This window comes from Pseudomonas palleroniana (assembly GCF_003031675.1).
GTDB lineage: Bacteria > Pseudomonadota > Gammaproteobacteria > Pseudomonadales > Pseudomonadaceae > Aquipseudomonas > Aquipseudomonas palleroniana.
This window is the reverse complement of record NZ_PYWX01000046.1, coordinates 1-16,358: the sequence shown is the minus strand read 5'-3', so window position 1 is coordinate 16,358 and position 16,358 is coordinate 1. Positions and strand designations below refer to the sequence as shown.

The 16,358-nt window shown below is 58.8% G+C and carries 15 protein-coding genes; 9 read left to right on the top strand and 6 right to left on the bottom strand.

Annotated elements, in window-relative coordinates; all coding sequences use genetic code 11:
- Positions 1 to 112 precede the first annotated feature (112 nt).
- Positions 113 to 2,821 carry a hypothetical protein gene (locus C9383_RS15180; RefSeq protein WP_090372108.1) on the top strand — a complete coding sequence of 903 codons (2,709 nt, stop codon included), beginning with the start codon at positions 113 to 115 and terminating at the stop codon, positions 2,819 to 2,821.
- A 41-nt stretch (positions 2,822 to 2,862) separates the two neighbouring features.
- Here C9383_RS15180 and sstT read toward each other — a convergent pair whose 3' ends face one another.
- On the bottom strand, positions 2,863 to 4,083 hold the full coding sequence (gene sstT, locus C9383_RS15175) for a serine/threonine transporter SstT (protein WP_090372106.1): 1,221 nt from the start codon (positions 4,081 to 4,083) through the stop codon (positions 2,863 to 2,865).
- Between the two features lie 240 nt (positions 4,084 to 4,323).
- Between sstT and C9383_RS15170 the strand changes: the two genes are divergently transcribed.
- Positions 4,324 to 5,481, top strand: a complete 1,158-nt coding sequence (locus C9383_RS15170; protein WP_090372104.1) for an MFS transporter — start codon at positions 4,324 to 4,326, stop codon at positions 5,479 to 5,481.
- Positions 5,482 to 5,485: 4 nt separating this feature from the next.
- Here C9383_RS15170 and nhaR read toward each other — a convergent pair whose 3' ends face one another.
- Positions 5,486 to 6,388 carry a transcriptional activator NhaR gene (nhaR, locus tag C9383_RS15165; protein ID WP_060752435.1) on the bottom strand — a complete coding sequence of 301 codons (903 nt, stop codon included), beginning with the start codon at positions 6,386 to 6,388 and terminating at the stop codon, positions 5,486 to 5,488.
- Between the two features lie 135 nt (positions 6,389 to 6,523).
- Here nhaR and C9383_RS15160 point away from each other — a divergent pair, with 135 nt between their 5' ends.
- The 4 genes from C9383_RS15160 to mnmH all read left to right on the top strand — a co-directional run bounded on the left by C9383_RS15160 (position 6,524) and on the right by mnmH (position 9,784).
- On the top strand, positions 6,524 to 6,772 hold the full coding sequence (locus C9383_RS15160) for a hypothetical protein (RefSeq protein ID WP_090372102.1): 249 nt from the start codon (positions 6,524 to 6,526) through the stop codon (positions 6,770 to 6,772).
- A 31-nt stretch (positions 6,773 to 6,803) separates the two neighbouring features.
- Positions 6,804 to 7,553 carry a TerC family protein gene (locus C9383_RS15155; RefSeq protein WP_090372100.1) on the top strand — a complete coding sequence of 250 codons (750 nt, stop codon included), beginning with the start codon at positions 6,804 to 6,806 and terminating at the stop codon, positions 7,551 to 7,553.
- Positions 7,554 to 7,646: 93 nt separating this feature from the next.
- Complete coding sequence (gene selD, locus C9383_RS15150) at positions 7,647 to 8,681, top strand: selenide, water dikinase SelD (protein ID WP_090372097.1); 1,035 nt, start codon at positions 7,647 to 7,649, stop codon at positions 8,679 to 8,681.
- Positions 8,681 to 9,784: a tRNA 2-selenouridine(34) synthase MnmH gene (gene mnmH, locus C9383_RS15145; protein WP_060752439.1), complete on the top strand. Its 1,104-nt coding sequence runs from the start codon at positions 8,681 to 8,683 to the stop codon at positions 9,782 to 9,784. The genes selD and mnmH overlap by 1 nt, the downstream gene beginning before the upstream one ends.
- 500 nt (positions 9,785 to 10,284) lie before the next feature.
- On the opposite strand, the gene C9383_RS15135 is transcribed toward mnmH, so the two are convergent.
- Together C9383_RS15135 and C9383_RS15130 are read right to left on the bottom strand one after the other, a co-directional pair.
- Positions 10,285 to 11,340 (bottom strand): permease, encoded by a 1,056-nt coding sequence (locus C9383_RS15135; protein ID WP_090372095.1) that lies wholly within the window; start codon positions 11,338 to 11,340, stop codon positions 10,285 to 10,287.
- 44 nt (positions 11,341 to 11,384) lie between these two features.
- Positions 11,385 to 12,086, bottom strand: a complete 702-nt coding sequence (locus C9383_RS15130) for a histidine phosphatase family protein (protein ID WP_090372093.1) — start codon at positions 12,084 to 12,086, stop codon at positions 11,385 to 11,387.
- Positions 12,087 to 12,252: 166 nt separating this feature from the next.
- Between C9383_RS15130 and C9383_RS15125 the strand changes: the two genes are divergently transcribed.
- The 3 genes from C9383_RS15125 to hemB all read left to right on the top strand — a co-directional run bounded on the left by C9383_RS15125 (position 12,253) and on the right by hemB (position 14,917).
- A complete protein-coding gene (locus tag C9383_RS15125) occupies positions 12,253 to 12,951 on the top strand; it encodes a glutathione S-transferase N-terminal domain-containing protein (RefSeq protein ID WP_060752442.1) in 699 nt (232 codons plus the stop codon).
- A 17-nt stretch (positions 12,952 to 12,968) separates the two neighbouring features.
- A complete protein-coding gene (locus C9383_RS15120) occupies positions 12,969 to 13,811 on the top strand; it encodes a PhzF family phenazine biosynthesis protein (protein ID WP_090372091.1) in 843 nt (280 codons plus the stop codon).
- A 131-nt stretch (positions 13,812 to 13,942) separates the two neighbouring features.
- Positions 13,943 to 14,917, top strand: coding sequence for a porphobilinogen synthase (hemB, locus tag C9383_RS15115; RefSeq protein WP_060752444.1), 975 nt, complete (start codon positions 13,943 to 13,945; stop codon positions 14,915 to 14,917).
- A gap of 135 nt (positions 14,918 to 15,052) precedes the next feature.
- Here the strand turns inward: hemB and C9383_RS15110 are convergent, their stop codons facing one another.
- Both C9383_RS15110 and C9383_RS28535 read right to left on the bottom strand, forming a co-directional pair.
- Entirely contained in the window at positions 15,053 to 15,436 is a 384-nt protein-coding gene (locus C9383_RS15110) for a hypothetical protein (protein WP_090372089.1), read from the bottom strand.
- A gap of 1 nt (position 15,437) precedes the next feature.
- Positions 15,438 to 16,358, bottom strand: a 921-nt coding sequence (locus C9383_RS28535) for an RHS repeat domain-containing protein (RefSeq protein ID WP_146164714.1), incomplete at its 5' end; no start/stop codon positions are given.

Sequence of the window (16,358 nt, the reverse complement as noted above, 5' to 3'; positions counted from 1 at the left end):
CACGCCGGGCTTTTTCATGCTCCAGCTTGTTACATATCTCCATGCAACCGAACTTAGCCAAGAGGCTACTCAAGGACGTCAATCAGGCGTAACGAGACCTTGAGGCTCCCTAATGATCGTAACCACCCACAACTCCCCGACCGGGGTGAGTGCTTCCTTTGAACTTGGCGCTGAGACCCTCATCAGTGCTCCGCCGACGACCAAGCCTGTGCAGGGCGCGGCCGCCCCCGGTACTTCGCCTACTCGGCAGACGGCCAACAGCAATGACTTGGCGAATTTTCGCGACGCGTTGGTCAATGCTTATGTACGGGTAACTTCACATTTGCAGCAGCAGGAACGATGGCGTACATCGCCTACCGGCCACCCTGCGCGGTTTAACCGTGAAGAGGCTTTTACTCAGTACTTGGGTAGCCAGCAGATCAAGTTGGACCCGTATTCCAATTTCCATCTGAATCATGAGGCAAAGGCGGGACAGACCGTCAATCTGCTGCAATTCATGGCTGGCAAGGGTTGGGACCAGCCAGTCAATGAAAGTGAACTGTTGAATATGATCAAAGAGTTGAGTCGTCCAGTGGAGCATTCACCGCCCCATGGCGACCTGGGGGGCGGACTGTCATGGCCCACGGCATTGGATCAGGAGCAGCGTCAGGCTATCTACGATGCTGTGACGTTCAATGCATTGGAGTTGCCCGAGTTCCATAAGCTGAAGCTGAGCCAGAACGCCTTTGGTTTCTTGACACAAACGGTCGATTGGACAGCCGCCGAGCTGGAAAAGCCGCGTGAAACGCTGCTAAAGCTGTTGCAGAGCCCCTCCGCGCAGGCGCTGGGAATTGCGTTGCGTGACAAGTTCAAAGGCGCAGGTACGGCTGAAGAGTGGACGCTTTCGGCTTTGCAGATAGGTCTTGACTGGGATGCGCTGTTATACCCGGATAAGAAGAACCGGGTGGGAGGGTACGATTTATCGCGGCGGGAAAACTGGGGGATGCCGCTCTCTTTTGTGGTTGAAGGGTTGACCCGCCATCTGAGTCGTTCCTTTGGGCGCAACGCTGCGATCGCTGCGTACGTGCTGCTGTCCCACCACGCCCCTGAAATGCTGGTCAAGGGGGTTCCCGACAAACTGACTTATGGCTCGCCCGCCTGGGTCAGCTTGAAGGCCATCGTCGCCAAGGCTGATATGCGTGCGCCGGGGCTGGCAGCGACTAAAACCTATGAGCAATTGATCAAGGAGGATCTCAGTCCGATCAGCGCCGATGAAAAAACGGTAGAGGCGTTGGCCGGCTGGGAAGGGGTGATTCATTGGGCCGTGGCAGATGGTGCGATTGCCAAGCGGGACGATAACAATTATTCGCCAGCCGAAGTCGAGCGCGCCGGCGCAATGGCCAGCGAGCGCCTGGAAACCTTGGCCCAGGCTTCAGAGGCCTTCCGTGCACCCGTACCGACCCGTCGATCGGTTGCGCTCAAGTTGATGAAAGAGCGGCTGCCCGAAAAATACGCGGATGTGGATCTCGAAAAAAAGGTCCTGGAACCGTCCGAGAAGTGGCGGGATTACAAGGGGCCGTATTCACTACTCGATATCGCGCTCACGAATACACCTGTCAGTTGGGACTCTACCGACCCGGCCATCCCCAGCGATGTAGCACGCTATATCCGTTTTCTTCCCGACGAAATCAACGCGGCGTTCGAAGAGCAAATCCGCGCTTATTACGACGCTCTCAAAGCGGCCTCAGAAGTGACAGTCAAACACCAGATTTCACTGCTGCCACAGGCAGATAAGGATGCTTTGGAATGGGGTGAATTGAAATTTTTCACCGAGCAGACAGTCACCCGACCACTCCATTCGCCAGGCCCGTATGAACTGCCCTCCTATCTGTTCAACAAGGATTTCGAAAAGTTCGACAAGCCCAAGGATGGCCCGTTGTTCGTAGAGTCCACGTACAACGGCAAAAAGCGCGTTTACGAAGTTGACCCCACAAACGGTGTATTGCGTCATCGAAAGGACTTGGCGGAGGGGCTCAAGGGTGGGCTGCAGGGCCAATGGCAGCGCGTCGCGGGAGAAGGATCAATACCCTGGGTGAAAACCAACACCCAGCTGACTGAGGTCTCGGGTTATGACGCTCAACGAACAGCACGAGCACAGTCCGATTCGCCTGTTCAAACCTTCACCTCGCCAAGGTCACAGTTCATTGCCGAAACCGCTACGCGTTATTACTTCAAGTCAGCCCAGCGTGACGAGCTGTTCGCAGCCGCCAGGGGCGCCACCACCTTTGACACGGAAGTCACCGAGTTCGAGAAAATCCAGGCGGTCACGCGTGCGCTGATACCGGTCGCGGCGGCCGTGCACAGCTTCAAAGAGGGCAGGGTTGGTGAAGGCCTGGCGTTCCTGGCCGTCGATATCTTTGGTTTTGCGTTAGGTGGGGCCGGGGCCGCGACGAAGGTCTTGAAGTCTGGCGGCAGCGTGTTGAGCAAGGCCGGTACCTTCACTCGCGCACTGGTCAGTGCGGCCAATCCGTTTGCTGGAGGGAAAGCGCTGGTGAGCAAAGGATTACCACTTCATAAGTCAGCCCTCGGTCGAGGGTTGCTTTTCTGGAAGGCCGTTTCGGCCAACCGCAGTGTGGACCGGGTGTTCCAACATAAACCCAAAGGAGTGGTGGAAGGCACTCACGCCGGGGCCGAAACCACGAAGGTCCAGGCGCTGCTGGATGAAACCACTGGGAATTGGTACCGATACGATGTGAAAAACCTGCGGATGTACGGGCAACCGCTGACAGCGTTTCGTCCTGATCACCTTGAACCTGCCGTCGATACGTCGATAGCCGCATGAAAACGCCAGGCCGGTTCCTGAGTGAGCCGGCCTGGAGGGGGTCAGGCCGATTGCTCTTCCTTGCCCAAGCAAGCGGCAGCGGTAAACAGTACATCGGTGGACGAGTTCAGCGCGGTTTCCGCCGAGTCCTGAAGGACGCCGATGATGAACCCGACGGCAACCACCTGCATGGCGATCTCGCTGGGGATGCCGAACAGGCTGCACGCCAGGGGAATCAGCAACAGCGAACCACCGGCCACACCCGAGGCTCCGCAGGCGCAAACGGCTGCCACTACGCTGAGCAGTACGGCGGTAGGCAGGTCGACCGAAATCCCGAGGGTGTGTACGGCTGCCAGGGTCAACACCGTGATGGTAATCGCGGCACCGGCCATATTGATGGTGGCGCCCAGCGGAATCGACACCGAGTAGGTGTCTTCATGCAGGCCCAGGCGCTTGCTCAACGCCAGGTTCACCGGAATGTTCGCTGCCGAGCTGCGGGTGAAGAAGGCGGTGATGCCACTTTCGCGCAGGCACATCAACACAAGCGGGTAAGGATTACGGCGCAGTTTCCAGTACACGATGGCCGGGTTCATCACCAATGCCACGAACAGCATGCAGCCGATCAGTACGCCTAGCAGATGGGCGTAGCCGAGCAGGGCGCCGAAGCCCGAGGTGGCCAGCGTCGATGCCACGAGACCGAAGATGCCCAGAGGCGCGAAGCGAATCACCACGCGCACCATCAATGTCACGCCGTTGGACAGATCGTCGATCACCGTGCGGGTCGTCTCACCGGCATGGCGAATGGCGACCCCCAGGCCGATGGCCCAGGCCAGGATGCCGATAAAGTTGGCGTTCGCCAGGGCATTGATCGGGTTATCCACCACGCTGAGCAGCAGGCTTTGCAGCACTTCGCCGATTCCGCCCGGAGCGCTGACCGTGGTGTCGTGAGTGGCCAGTACGAGCGTCGAGGGGAACAGCGTGCTGCCGATCACCGCCACCACGGCGGCGGCAAAGGTGCCGAGCAGGTACAGGAACAGGATCGGCTTGATATGGGTTTGCTGGCCCTGTTTATGATTGGCTATCGACGCCATCACCAATACAAACACCAGGATCGGCGCTACGCCTTTGAGCGCGGCGACAAATACCTTGCCGATAAAACCGGTGGCCTTGGCCGCCTCAGGCGCAACGAGTGCCAGGAGGATGCCGGCTATCAGGCCGAGGAGGATTTGCGTGACCAGGCTGACGCGGGCTAGTCGTTGCAGAAGGGAAGGGGCAGCAGTCATAAACACTTGTCTCTAATTTTTTGAAGGTACAGCGGCGCACGCAGAAAAGGCTGTAGGACGCGAGGGCGCGAAGTCTAGCATGTCGTCATCGGTACCCCGGACGCTGCGACATCGCGTCGCCCACGCTTCAGGGCTTTCGCCAAACCTGGACACACTCTGTTAAGATTCTTGCCTCTCATCTTTCCTCTCCGTCAGCGAGCCCTTCGGGCTGTCGTTGATGTCGTTGTTTCTGGAGTTTTCATGTTGTTTCCCATCCTGCTGCTGTCGGCTGCCGGTTTTACCGTGCTGACCACAGAATTCGTCATCGTCGGTTTGTTGCCGTCCATTGCCCGCGACCTGAACGTCAGCGTGTCCCAGGCTGGCCTGCTGGTGACGCTGTTCGCTTTCACCGTGGCAGCCTTTGGCCCGTTTCTGACGGCGTACTTCGCCCGCTTCCCACGCAAGCGCCTGTTTATCACTATCCTGGTCATGTTCGGCGTAGCCAACACCTTGGCGGCCCTTGCGCCGAATATCTGGATGATGGCGCTGGCACGCTTGATCCCGGCCCTGGGTTTGCCGGTGTTCTGGGCCTTGGCCAGTGAGACCGCGGTCGATATCGTCGGCCCGGAATACGCCGGACGCGCGATCGAGAAAATCGGCTTCGGTATCGTCTGCGCCACGGTATTCGGTATCCCCGTGGGGACGCTGATTTCGGACATGTTCGGCTGGCGCACTGCGTTTGCCATCCTGGCGGTGGTAGCGTTGGCCAAGGCGCTGCTGCTGTTTCTCTATTTGCCGGTGACCGCGCCGAAGAACGATCAAGTGACGCTGCGCTCGCAGTTCAAGATCCTGCGCAACCCGCTGATGCAGGGCCATATCCTGTTGTCGATCCTGGTGTTCAGCGGCATGTTCACGGCCTACACCTATCTGGCGGACATCCTTGAGCGCTTGGCCGGGTTTGACGGCACACTGGTGGGCTGGTGCCTGATGGGCTTTGGTGCGGTCGGCTTGATCGGCAATTCCTTGGGTGGGCGTGCGGTGGATCGGCACCCGTTGATTGCGTCCATGGTGTTCTGCGGTTTCATGATTGCGGGCATGGTGGCGCTGGTGCCGGCGATTCACTCCACGATCGGCCTGGCGGCGGCGATGGCGGTGTGGGGCGTGACCCAGGCGGCGATGTTCCTGGTCAGCCATGTGCGCTTGATGAAGGCCGCGCCCCAAGCTCCCGCGTTTGCCGCGTCGTTGAATATCGCCGGGGCCAACCTGGGGATCGGCCTGGGAGCGATGGTCGGCGGGCATGTGATCGACACCCTGGGCCTGGGCAGCCTGGGCTTTGCGGCGTCCGGGTTCATTCTGGTGTCGATCCTGCTGGCGTTGTGGCTGATGAGCGCCCGACAAACGCACGCGGCCAGCGCCTGACGCCTCAGGGCAGGGCAGTAAACAGTTCCCTTCGAGCACCTTCGGTAATGGCCACGATGCCGGGGTGCTTGACCTTGCGTTCTACCGAGATCGCGTAAAACGACTCGGTCACCGCGACGGTCTGGCCGATCAGCGCCACGCCGTACTGGCGCACCACCTCGTCGGCGATCACGCTTGGCGCGATGAAGACCCCGCTGCCGGATTGGCCAAACGCCTGCATCAAGGCGCTGTCGTCGAACTCGCCGATGATCTTCGGTTGGATCTGCTGCTCGGCAAACCAGCGCTGCAACCGGCTGCGCACCACGGTTTCTGCTCCCGGAATCAACAGCGGTGCGCCCTGCAAGCACTGTGGGAAGTCGCCACCGTATTCGTCAGCTAATGCCTGGGTGGCGAAAAAACTGATGCCGCACTCGCCCAACTTCTGGCTGTAGCCTTTGATATCCAGGTGCGTAGGCATCGGGCTGTCGGAAATCACCAGGTCGAGGCGCTGGATCGCAAGGTCAGCCAATAAGCGTTCGAGTTTATCCTCGCGGCAGGTGATCCGAATCGGCTCGCTCAACTCCATGGTCGGCGCGATCAGCCGATAGACGATCGATTTGGGCACCACATCCGCGACGCCCACACGAAACAGGATCTGCTGCTCATTCGGTTGGGCGCGCAACATCGCCTCCAGTTCATTGCCGGTCTGGAACATCTGTTCGGCGTACGGCAGTGCCCGGCGCCCGGCTTCGGTCAACTCCAACTGGCGCCCGACGCGCTGAAACAGCGCTACACCGAATGTTTGCTCGAGCAGGCTGATTTGCCCGCTGATGGTCTGGGGTGTGAGGTTCAACTGCTCACAGGCGCGCACAATGCTGCCGGTCTTGGCCACTACCCAGAAATAATGCAATTGCCGGTAATTGAGCATAGGGGGCTACAGTTCGTTAAATCCGAAGTATATGTCATAAAAATACGAATTTTACTGAACTGTTCGCCTGCATAGAATGCCTCGCTATCGCAGGGCCACTATTTGGTCCCTCTGGTTCTAAGAGAGGAATACATCATGAAACTCAATTATCTGGGCGCGGCCTCGTTGCTTGCGCTTTCATTGGTAATGGTTGGCTGTGATCAAGTGGAAAAGAGTGCGCAGCAAGTGATGGGCAAGGCTACCGAGTCGGCCAAGCAAGCCATTGATGAAACTCACAAGGCCGCCGAGCAGGCCCTGAGTGAGGCAACCCACGGCTTGATCAGCCCTGAGAAGAAAGACAAGGACGCTGAAAAGGCTTCCGAGTCCGATAGCAAAGAAACCTAATTCCCGAGCCTCACCACGTCAGGACTGACCTATGGATTACCTTTTACAACTGGCTGCAAGCCCTACCGCCTGGGTGGCCTTGGCTACCTTGATCGTGATGGAAATCGTGCTGGGCATCGATAACCTGATCTTTATCTCGATCCTCACCAACAAATTGCCGGAGAAACACCGGGCGAAAGCACGTCGTATCGGCATCAGCATGGCGTTGATCCTGCGCCTGGGCCTGTTGAGCACCATCGCGTTCATCGTGCAGTTGACGGCGCCGGTGATCGAAATCTTCGGCCAGGCCTTTTCGTGGAAAGACATGATCCTGATCGCTGGTGGCTTGTTCCTGGTGTGGAAGGCGACCACTGAAATCCACCACAGCATGGACCCGGAGCCGGAAGAGAAGGTCAGCGCCGGTAACGGCGTGTCCATCGGCTTTGCGGCGGCCATTGGCCAGATCCTGATGCTCGACCTGGTCTTTTCCATCGACAGCATCATCACCGCCGTGGGCATGACCGAGCACCTGCCGATCATGATCATTGCCGTGGTGGTCTCGGTGATCGTGATGCTGGTGGCGGCAGAGCCGTTGGCCAAGTTCATCAACGACAACCCGACGGTGGTGATGCTGGCCCTGGGCTTCCTCATCATGATCGGCATGACCTTGATCGCCGAAGGCTTCGGCGCCCATGTGCCAAAAGGCTATGTATACGCGGCCATGGCGTTCTCGGCGGTGATCGAGTTGCTGAACATGGCGCGACGCAATCGCCACAAACGCCTGCTGGCTGCCAAGCAGTAAGGCTCGATAGGCAAAGGCCAACTGCGCTCCGTGAGCCCAGTTGGCCTTTTGCTGTCTGGTAGACTCCACCCACTTGATAGCTTGAGGTCCTCCATGAACGAGCCTATTCGCCTCACCCAATACAGCCACGGCGCGGGTTGCGGCTGCAAGATTTCGCCCCAGGTACTGGAAGTGATCCTGGCCGGCAGTGGCGCGCAGAATCTCGACCCCAACCTGTGGGTGGGGAATGCTTCGCGCGATGACGCGGCGGTCTACGCCATCGACGACGAGCGGGGCGTGGTCTCCACCACTGATTTCTTCATGCCGATTGTCGATGACCCCTTCGACTTCGGCCGCATTGCCGCGACCAATGCCATCAGCGACATCTACGCCATGGGCGGCGACCCGCTGATGGCCATTGCCATTCTCGGCTGGCCGGTGAACGTATTGGCACCGGAGATTGCCCGGGAGGTCATCCGCGGTGGCCGTTCGGTATGTGACGCGGCGGGGATCCCGCTGGCCGGTGGCCACTCCATCGACGCGCCGGAACCGATCTTTGGCCTGGCCGTGACCGGGATCGTGCAAAAGCGCCATATGAAGCGCAACGACACCGCCACGGCCGGGTGCAAGTTGTATCTGACCAAGCCGCTGGGCATCGGCGTTCTGACGACTGCGGAAAAGAAGAGCAAATTGCGCGAGGTCGATGTGGGTGTGGCCCGCGACTGGATGTGCACCCTGAACAAGCCGGGCAGCCGTTTCGGCAAGTTGGCCGGCGTGACGGCCATGACGGACGTCACCGGATTCGGCCTGCTCGGCCACTTGGTAGAAATGGCCGACGGCAGTGGCCTGACGGCGCGCATCGAATACGCCAAAGTGCCGCTGCTGCCGGGCGTCGAGCATTACCTGGATCAAGGCTGCATGCCCGGTGGCACGTTGCGCAACTTCGACAGTTATGCAAGCAAGCTGGGGCGTCTTCAAGAATTGCACAAGCGTGTGTTGTGTGACCCGCAGACCAGTGGTGGCCTGTTGATTGCCGTGACGCCGGAGGGTGACGCCGAATTTCATGCAATGGCCGCTGAAATGGGCTTGAGCCTTGAGCCGATTGGCGCGTTGGGTGAGCGACAGACCCACGCGGTAGAGGTGTTTTGATGGCGACCGATTTCACCGACTACCGCGACATCTTCCTCAATGACCGGCCAATGATGGATACCCGTGCGCCGATCGAGTTCACTAAGGGCGCGTTCCCCGGGGTGATCAACCTGCCGCTGATGACCGATGACGAACGTCAACGGGTCGGCACCTGTTACAAGCAGCAAGGCCAGCAGGCTGCCATTGTGCTGGGGCATGAACTGGTGTCCGGGGCGATCAAGGCAGAGCGCATCGAGCAGTGGGCACAGTTCGCCAAGGCCAACCCCGACGGGTACTTGTACTGCTTTCGTGGTGGGCTGCGTTCGCAGATTGTGCAGCAGTGGTTGAAGACCGAGGCGGGTATTGAATATCCACGCGTCGGCGGTGGCTACAAGGCCATGCGCACCTTCCTGCTGGACACCCTGGAACAGGCAACGAACGCATGTGATTTTGTATTGCTGGGCGGCATGACGGGCACCGGCAAAACCGAAGTGCTCGGTCAGTTGCGCAATGCCCTGGACCTGGAGGGGCACGCCAACCACCGCGGTTCCAGCTTCGGCAAGCGCGCTACGGCGCAGCCATCCAACATCGATTTCGAAAATCGCCTGGCGGTGGACCTGCTGAAAAAACGCGCGGTCGGTATCGAACAGTTTGTGGTCGAGGACGAGAGCCGCATGATCGGCAGTTGCGCGCTTCCCCTGCCGTTGCATAAAGGCATGCAGACGTTTCCGATGGTCTGGCTCGAAGACAGCGTGGAGGGGCGTGTTGAGCGAATCCTGCGTGATTACGTGGTCGAACTCTGCGCAGAATTCATCGAGGTGCATGGCGAAACCGGCCAGGCCCGCTTTGCCGAGCGCCTGACCCAGAGCCTGGCCAACATTCACAAGCGCCTGGGCGGTGAACGCTTCCAACGGCTACAGGCGATCCTGCAGGACGCCTTGGCGGAACAGGCCCGCAGTGGTGCAGTCGACCTGCACCGGGAGTGGATCGAAGGGTTGCTGCGCGAGTACTACGACCCGATGTACGCCTTTCAAAAGCAAAGCAAAGGCGCCCGGATCGAGTTTTCGGGAGAGCAGGGCGCAGTGGTGGAGTATCTGCGTGAAAGGCTGGGTCGATCTTTCTGAGCCGATACAGACAATCCGCATCTGATCAAATCTATCCGGTCTTGCCCGCATGACGGCTGAGATTCGCTGCTTGCCGCACTCCTGATCTTGCTTTTGATCTTGATCTTGATCTTGATCTTAGGCGCCCCGTCAAACCACGCTGGCCGAACGCAGGCTTGAATCCGTGGATAACCCGGCAGGACGCCGGGTTAGCCGTCCTGGGCCAGGGATGGCCCATGACGGCGGCCCACGGATTCAAGCCTGTGTTCGGGCACACCGAGCTTGAGCGAGGTGCCGAGTGGTGGGGCAAGGACCTTTTGGTTACTTTTGGGTCCTTCCAAAAGTGACCCGCTGTAAGAGCGGAACCATAAGCCGCCGTTACCGCAGCAATGGATATGTACGCGATCTACCTAACATCCAGGTCGGCTGACAAACCGCCACGGGAGCAAGCTCCCTCGCCACAGGTTTCAACCTGGCACAGATACCCCGGTTGTCGCAGTGCCACCAGCCTCTGAGAGTCACTAGAGAATGACGGCCCCGATCAACCCACACACCACACCCACCAACATGGTCAACCCGGCCACCGTCACCAGCACCCGTGCATCGAAGTCTTTGCGCAGCATCAGCAGTGACGGCAGGCTCACGCTCGGCAAGGTCATCAGCAAGGCCACTGCCGGGCCGGTGCCCATGCCGAGGGTCATCATGGTTTGTACGATAGGGATCTCGGCGGCGGTCGGAATCACGAACAAAGTGCCGACAATCGCCAATGGCACCAGCCAGAGCAGGCTGTTGGCCATGGCGCCATCCACATGGGGAAACAACCACACTCGCGCTGCGCCCAGGATCAGTACGGCCAGGATATAGACCGGGATGGTGCTCCAGAACAATTGCCACAGGGTGCGCAGCCAGCGACTCAGGAACGGCTGCGATTCGACGACGCTGACCTCTGAAACTGCCTCCAATGCGGCGTCCGGCACCTGCTCCGGTCGCGCAATGCGCTGGGCTACCAGCGACACGCCCACCACCAGCACAATCCCCGCCACCAGGCGCAACGCCGTAAAACCCCAGCCCAACACAAAGCCCATGAATACCAGGGTGGCCGGGTTCAACACCGGGTTGGCAATCCAGAACGCCAACGCCGCCCCCACCGATACTTGCTGACGGCGCATGCCTGCCGCCACCGGCGCCGCGCAGCAACTGCACATCATCCCCGGCAGTGCGAACAGCCCGCCGCGCACGGTCGAACCCAGCCCGGCCTTGCCAAACAGGCGCAGCAGCCAGTCGCGGGGAATCAACACTTGCAGCAGCGAGCCGAGAATGACCGCCAGCACCGCCGCTTTCCAGATGGCCAGGAAATACACCTGCGCATACGCCAGCGCGGCCATCAGCGGCGCGGTTTGTTGATCGTTGAGGATTGACGCACCAATGCTGTGGTTATCCGCTGCCACGAATGCCTTGAAGTAGTAGGGCGACCACTTCACGTAGTACAGGCCGACGCAGGCAACCAGGAGAAACAAGGCGGGTTTCCACCAGAAAGACCAGCCCCGGGCGGGCTGGGTAGACGTGAGGTTGGGCATGCTGATGATCCGAAGCTGAGTCAATAGCGGTGCATCATACGCCCTCAGATGTCAGCGCTCACCTGGGTTGCATCCGGGCAGGTCTGCTGGCCGTTGTTCAAGCCCTGTTGGTAGTTGCGGCTCAGCAACGACGCTTTGCCGTTGTGCCAGGTCAGCGTCAGCACATACAACGTGTCGTAGTCGTTGCCGGACCAGTCGTGGGCGATGGTGTACTTCGAGCCCACCGCTTCGCTGGCGACCTTGTTGATCAGTTCCGGCAGGTAGCCATGGGACCAGGCGGTGTAGATGATCGAGTTGTGGTACTTGTCTTCCACCAGTTCGTCGGCGAGGGCGCTGGTGTCGTTGGCGGAGAACTTGATATTCACCGGCAGGCCGAGCTTGATGGCGCTGGGGCCGATGGTCATCAATGGACGAATGTAGCTGTAGGAATTGTCATGCTCACCTTCCTCGACATTTCGCGTCGGGTTGGAGGCAAACACATAGTTGGCCTTGCCGAATTTTTCCGGCAACACGCTGGCCAGGTTCATCGCGCGGTTGAGGCCCTGGCAGTTGAGCTGGCCCAGGCCGCCGGCAGGCTTTTCACCATGGCGCAGGAACACCAACGTTTGCACGCCATCCACCGGCCCGGCATTGATGAGCGGGGATTCGAGGACCAAGCCGATTGCTCCGCCGAGTAACAGCAGTGATGGCAGTAGGTAGGTGTAGCGTTTGAATCGTTGCGCAAGGCGCAAAGGTGAAATGGTCATTGTCAGTTCGAGTCTGCTTTTCAACGTTTTGGCGCACGTAAGAGTGCATTTTGGCGCGTTGGTTCGCCTGCGCGGCAGCCTAGCTTGGCTATGTTGCGTAATGATGACCCATGCAGGGCGAGGCCCGGATGACTATGATGGGGGTTTTCAGCCTGGGAATTTTCCGATGAATGCACTTGCCGCTTTCCCGATCAACAGCAAATGGCCCGCCCAGCATCCGGAGCGCCTGCAGCTGTATTCGTTGCCGACGCCCAACGGCGTCAAAGTGTCGATCATGCTGGAAGAGCTGGCTTTGCCGTATGAAGCGCACAAGGTCAGCTTCGAGACGCAGGACCAACTATCCCCCGAGTTCCTGTCCTTGAACCCCAACAACAAGATTCCTGCGATCATCGACCCTAATGGTCCGAGCGGTCAGCCGTTGGCGTTGTTCGAGTCCGGCGCGATCCTGATCTACCTTGCGGAAAAGACCAGCCAACTGCTGTCTGAGGACCCGGCCACGCGCTATGAAACGATCCAATGGCTGATGTTCCAGATGGCCGGTATCGGCCCGATGTTCGGCCAGGTGGGCTTTTTCAACAAGTTTGCCGGCCAGGCTTATGAAGACAAGCGCCCGCGTGACCGTTACGTCGCGGAGTCTCGGCGGTTGCTGGAGGTACTGGAAAAACGCCTGCTGGGCCGCACCTGGATCATGGGCGATGACTACAGCATTGCCGACATCGCCACCTTCCCGTGGATTCGTAACCTGATTGGGTTCTACGAGGCGGGTGATCTGGTGGGAATCGCCGATTTCCCCAACGTATTGCGTGTACTGGACGGGTTTGTGGCGCGTCCGGCGGTGATCCGTGGCCTGAGCATTCCTGGCTGAGCCCTGAAGAGTTGAATATGCGGACTTTCGATTTCAAGCAATTGGATGTATTCAGCGGCGTGCCGCTCAAAGGTAACCCACTGGCGGTAGTGCTGGGCGCCGACAGCCTTACCGATCGGCAGATGGCTGACTTTGCCAACTGGACCAACCTCAGCGAAACCACCTTTTTGCTGGAGCCGCGTGATGCGCGGGCCGATTACCGGGTGCGAATTTTCACCACCCTCACTGAGCTGCCGTTTGCCGGGCATCCCACACTGGGGAGCTGCCATGCATGGCTGCAAGCGGGGGGGCTTCCGAAGGGCGAAGAGATCATCCAGGAGTGCGAAATCGGCCTGGTGCGGATCCGACGTCGAGGCAATGAGTTGGCGTTTATCGCGCCGCCATTGTTGCGTTCCGGTTTGGTTGAAGCCGCTCTGTTGGAGCGCGTGCGCTTGGGGCTCGGTTTGACCCCGGAGGCGATTGTGCGCAGTCAGTGGGTCGACAATGGGGCGGGATGGATGGCAGTGATGCTGGCTGAGCGTGACCAGGTACTGGCCTTGCAACCGGACTATGCGCAACTGCAGGGTCTGGCCGTGGGTGTGATTGCTCCCTGTGACCCTGAACGTGATCCGGTAGACACGCAATTTGAAGTGCGCGCTTTCATCGCCGGTGACGGCGCTCCGGAAGACCCTGCCACCGGCAGTTTGAATGCCGGTGTGGCTCAGTGGTTATTGGGTGAGGGCCTGGCGCCCGAGCGCTACGTGGTCAGCCAAGGCACGGCTATCGGGCGAGCGGGGCGCATTTACGTTGAGCGCCAAGGCGCTGAAATCTGGATCGGTGGCGCGGTGACAGGCTGTATCGACGGACGCGTACAGCTCTAGATCAATAAATTGTTACGCGCCACGCAATACACTGTTGGCCCCTTGGCGTTTGTGCTGCCGCGGCCTCGGGGCATAAGCTTTGGCCCCAAAGATTTTGCTTCTACTGTTTTTAGCCTTCAGCCAGGAAAACCATGACCAGCCAGTTCCCACAAGCCCGTCCACGCCGCCTGCGCCGCTCTGAGCAGTTACGCGGATTGTTCCAGGAAACCGAATTCACCCTTAACGACTTGGTATTGCCCATTTTCGTCGAAGAAGAAATCGACGAGTTCGTGCCGATCACCAGCATGCCGGGTGTCATGCGGATCCCCGAGAAGAAACTGGCCGGTGAAATCGAGCGCTTTGCGCGTGCCGGGATCAAGTCGGTGATGACCTTCGGCGTGTCTCATCATTTGGATGCCGATGGCAGCGATACCTGGAAGGAGCGTGGCCTGGTTTCGCGCATGTCCTCGATCATCAAGGACGCCGTACCGGAAATGATCGTGATGTCCGACACCTGCTTCTGTGAATACACCGACCACGGCCACTGCGGCGTGATGCACGGTGCCCACGTCGACAACGACGCCACCCTGGCCAACCTCGGCAAGCAAGCCGTGGCCGCCGCCCGTGCCGGTGCCGACGTCATCGCACCGTCGGCGGCGATGGACGGCCAGGTCCAGGCCATCCGCCGTGCCCTGGATGACGCAGGCTTCACTCACATCCCGATCATGGCCTACTCCACCAAATTCGCCTCGGCCCTTTACGGCCCGTTCCGCGAAGCGGGCGGCAGCGCGCTCAAGGGCGATCGTAAAAGCTACCAGATGAACCCGATGAACCGCCGCGAAGCGGTACGCGAATCCCTGCTGGACGAACAGGAAGGCGCGGACGCCCTGATGGTCAAGCCAGCCGGCGCTTACCTCGACATCATCCGCGACATCCGCGAAGCCTCACGCCTGCCGGTGGCGGCTTACCAGGTAAGTGGCGAGTACGCGATGATCAAGTTCGGCGCACAAGCCGGAGCGATCGATGAGGCGCGAGTGGTGCGGGAGACGCTGGGGTCGATCAAGCGTGCCGGGGCGGATTTGATTTTTACGTATTTTGCGATGGACCTGGCGTTGGCGGGGATCTAAGGGGACTGCGCAAGCCTGTGACGGGGGAGGTTGCTCCGCACAGGTTTGTTTTGCTTAACTTCGAACCTATGTAGGTTCTCATTTTGGTGAGCCTAAATAAATTCGCCTATTTCTAGTTTTGTGACGAGGAAGTAATTAAATGCTTGTTGGATATAGGTGGATTTTGGTCGCTTTTAGCTCGACAAACCCGGACTTCTGAGTGGGTAACTCATCAAGCTCAATAAGGACTATTGAGTCTCCGAGCTTTAGTGCTGTCCATTCGCCATCTGGGTTCTGGATGATTTGAGCCGTTATTTGGGTAAGGCCGTTTATAATATTGATTTTTGGGGTCTTACGTGAGGAGGGGATGATGTTTTTCCCCCAAGTAAAAACCTCATCCAAATCGAGTTCGACATCCTGCTCCTCGCCGATAGCTGGTGAGATACCCATCCATAAAGCGGTGCCACTTCCTACAGGCGAGTGGAAGGACACACGTATAGTGTTCGCATCAGAAATTACTTCGCTGACTCGTATCTTCATTTCACTTCTTCGGTAGTGGAACTCTTACAACAGTGTTATCCACATTCATAGTGTTGGACTTAAGCTCCAACGTCCATGTCTCTTCATGATAGTGGTGTTTGCTTGATTTGCTGTTCATCTCATGAGATCCATAACGAATACTTCTCTTAGCGTCATTGGAAACTATCCTGTCTCGATCAGGCTTACCGGTGCGTGGATTTGTGTTCGTATGAGGCTCTGGCCCTAAAAACTCCTCCCACTTCCGGGTTGCCTCCTCCGGTTTAATTGATTCATGGGCATAAGTTTCCTTGTGATACCCCATTGCAGGCGGAGTGTTTGAAATCGAAGGACTGGATGGCTCATCACTGATCTTTGTCTTTGTGCTTGGGTCTTTAGCTTTGGTGGCCGATTTGCACCCATCCCCACCAGGACACGTGCTCAACCCGAGCGGATCCACCCACCCCGTAGGATTCGGCACATACTGGTACGCATTGATCCCACCCGCCAGCTTCACCGGATCCGGCGTCAGGTACCGACCAATATCCGGATTGTAGTAGCGATGACGGTTGTAGTGCAGCCCGCTTTCCGCGTCACAGTACTGGCCTTGAAAACGCAACGGATTGTCGATTTTGCAGGCATCAAGGCGGGCGATTTCGCCGTAGGCGCGGTAGTGCGCGGACCAGACGATTTCGCCTTCATTATCGGTCAGTTCCTGCGGCGTACCGAGGTGGTCGAGTTGGTAGTGGTAGGGTTTTGTTTCTTTCGGCCCAAAGCCTTCCAGTAAAACCAATGGGCGGAAGCTGTCGGGTTCGTATAGGTAGCTGCGATGGCGCTCCGCATGATGTTCGGCAATCAGCTTGTCGCCTTGCCAGAAAAACTCCGTGGTCGTGTCATCCACGGTTTTGCTGATGCGCCGCCCAAATGGGTCGTAGCGATAGTGGGC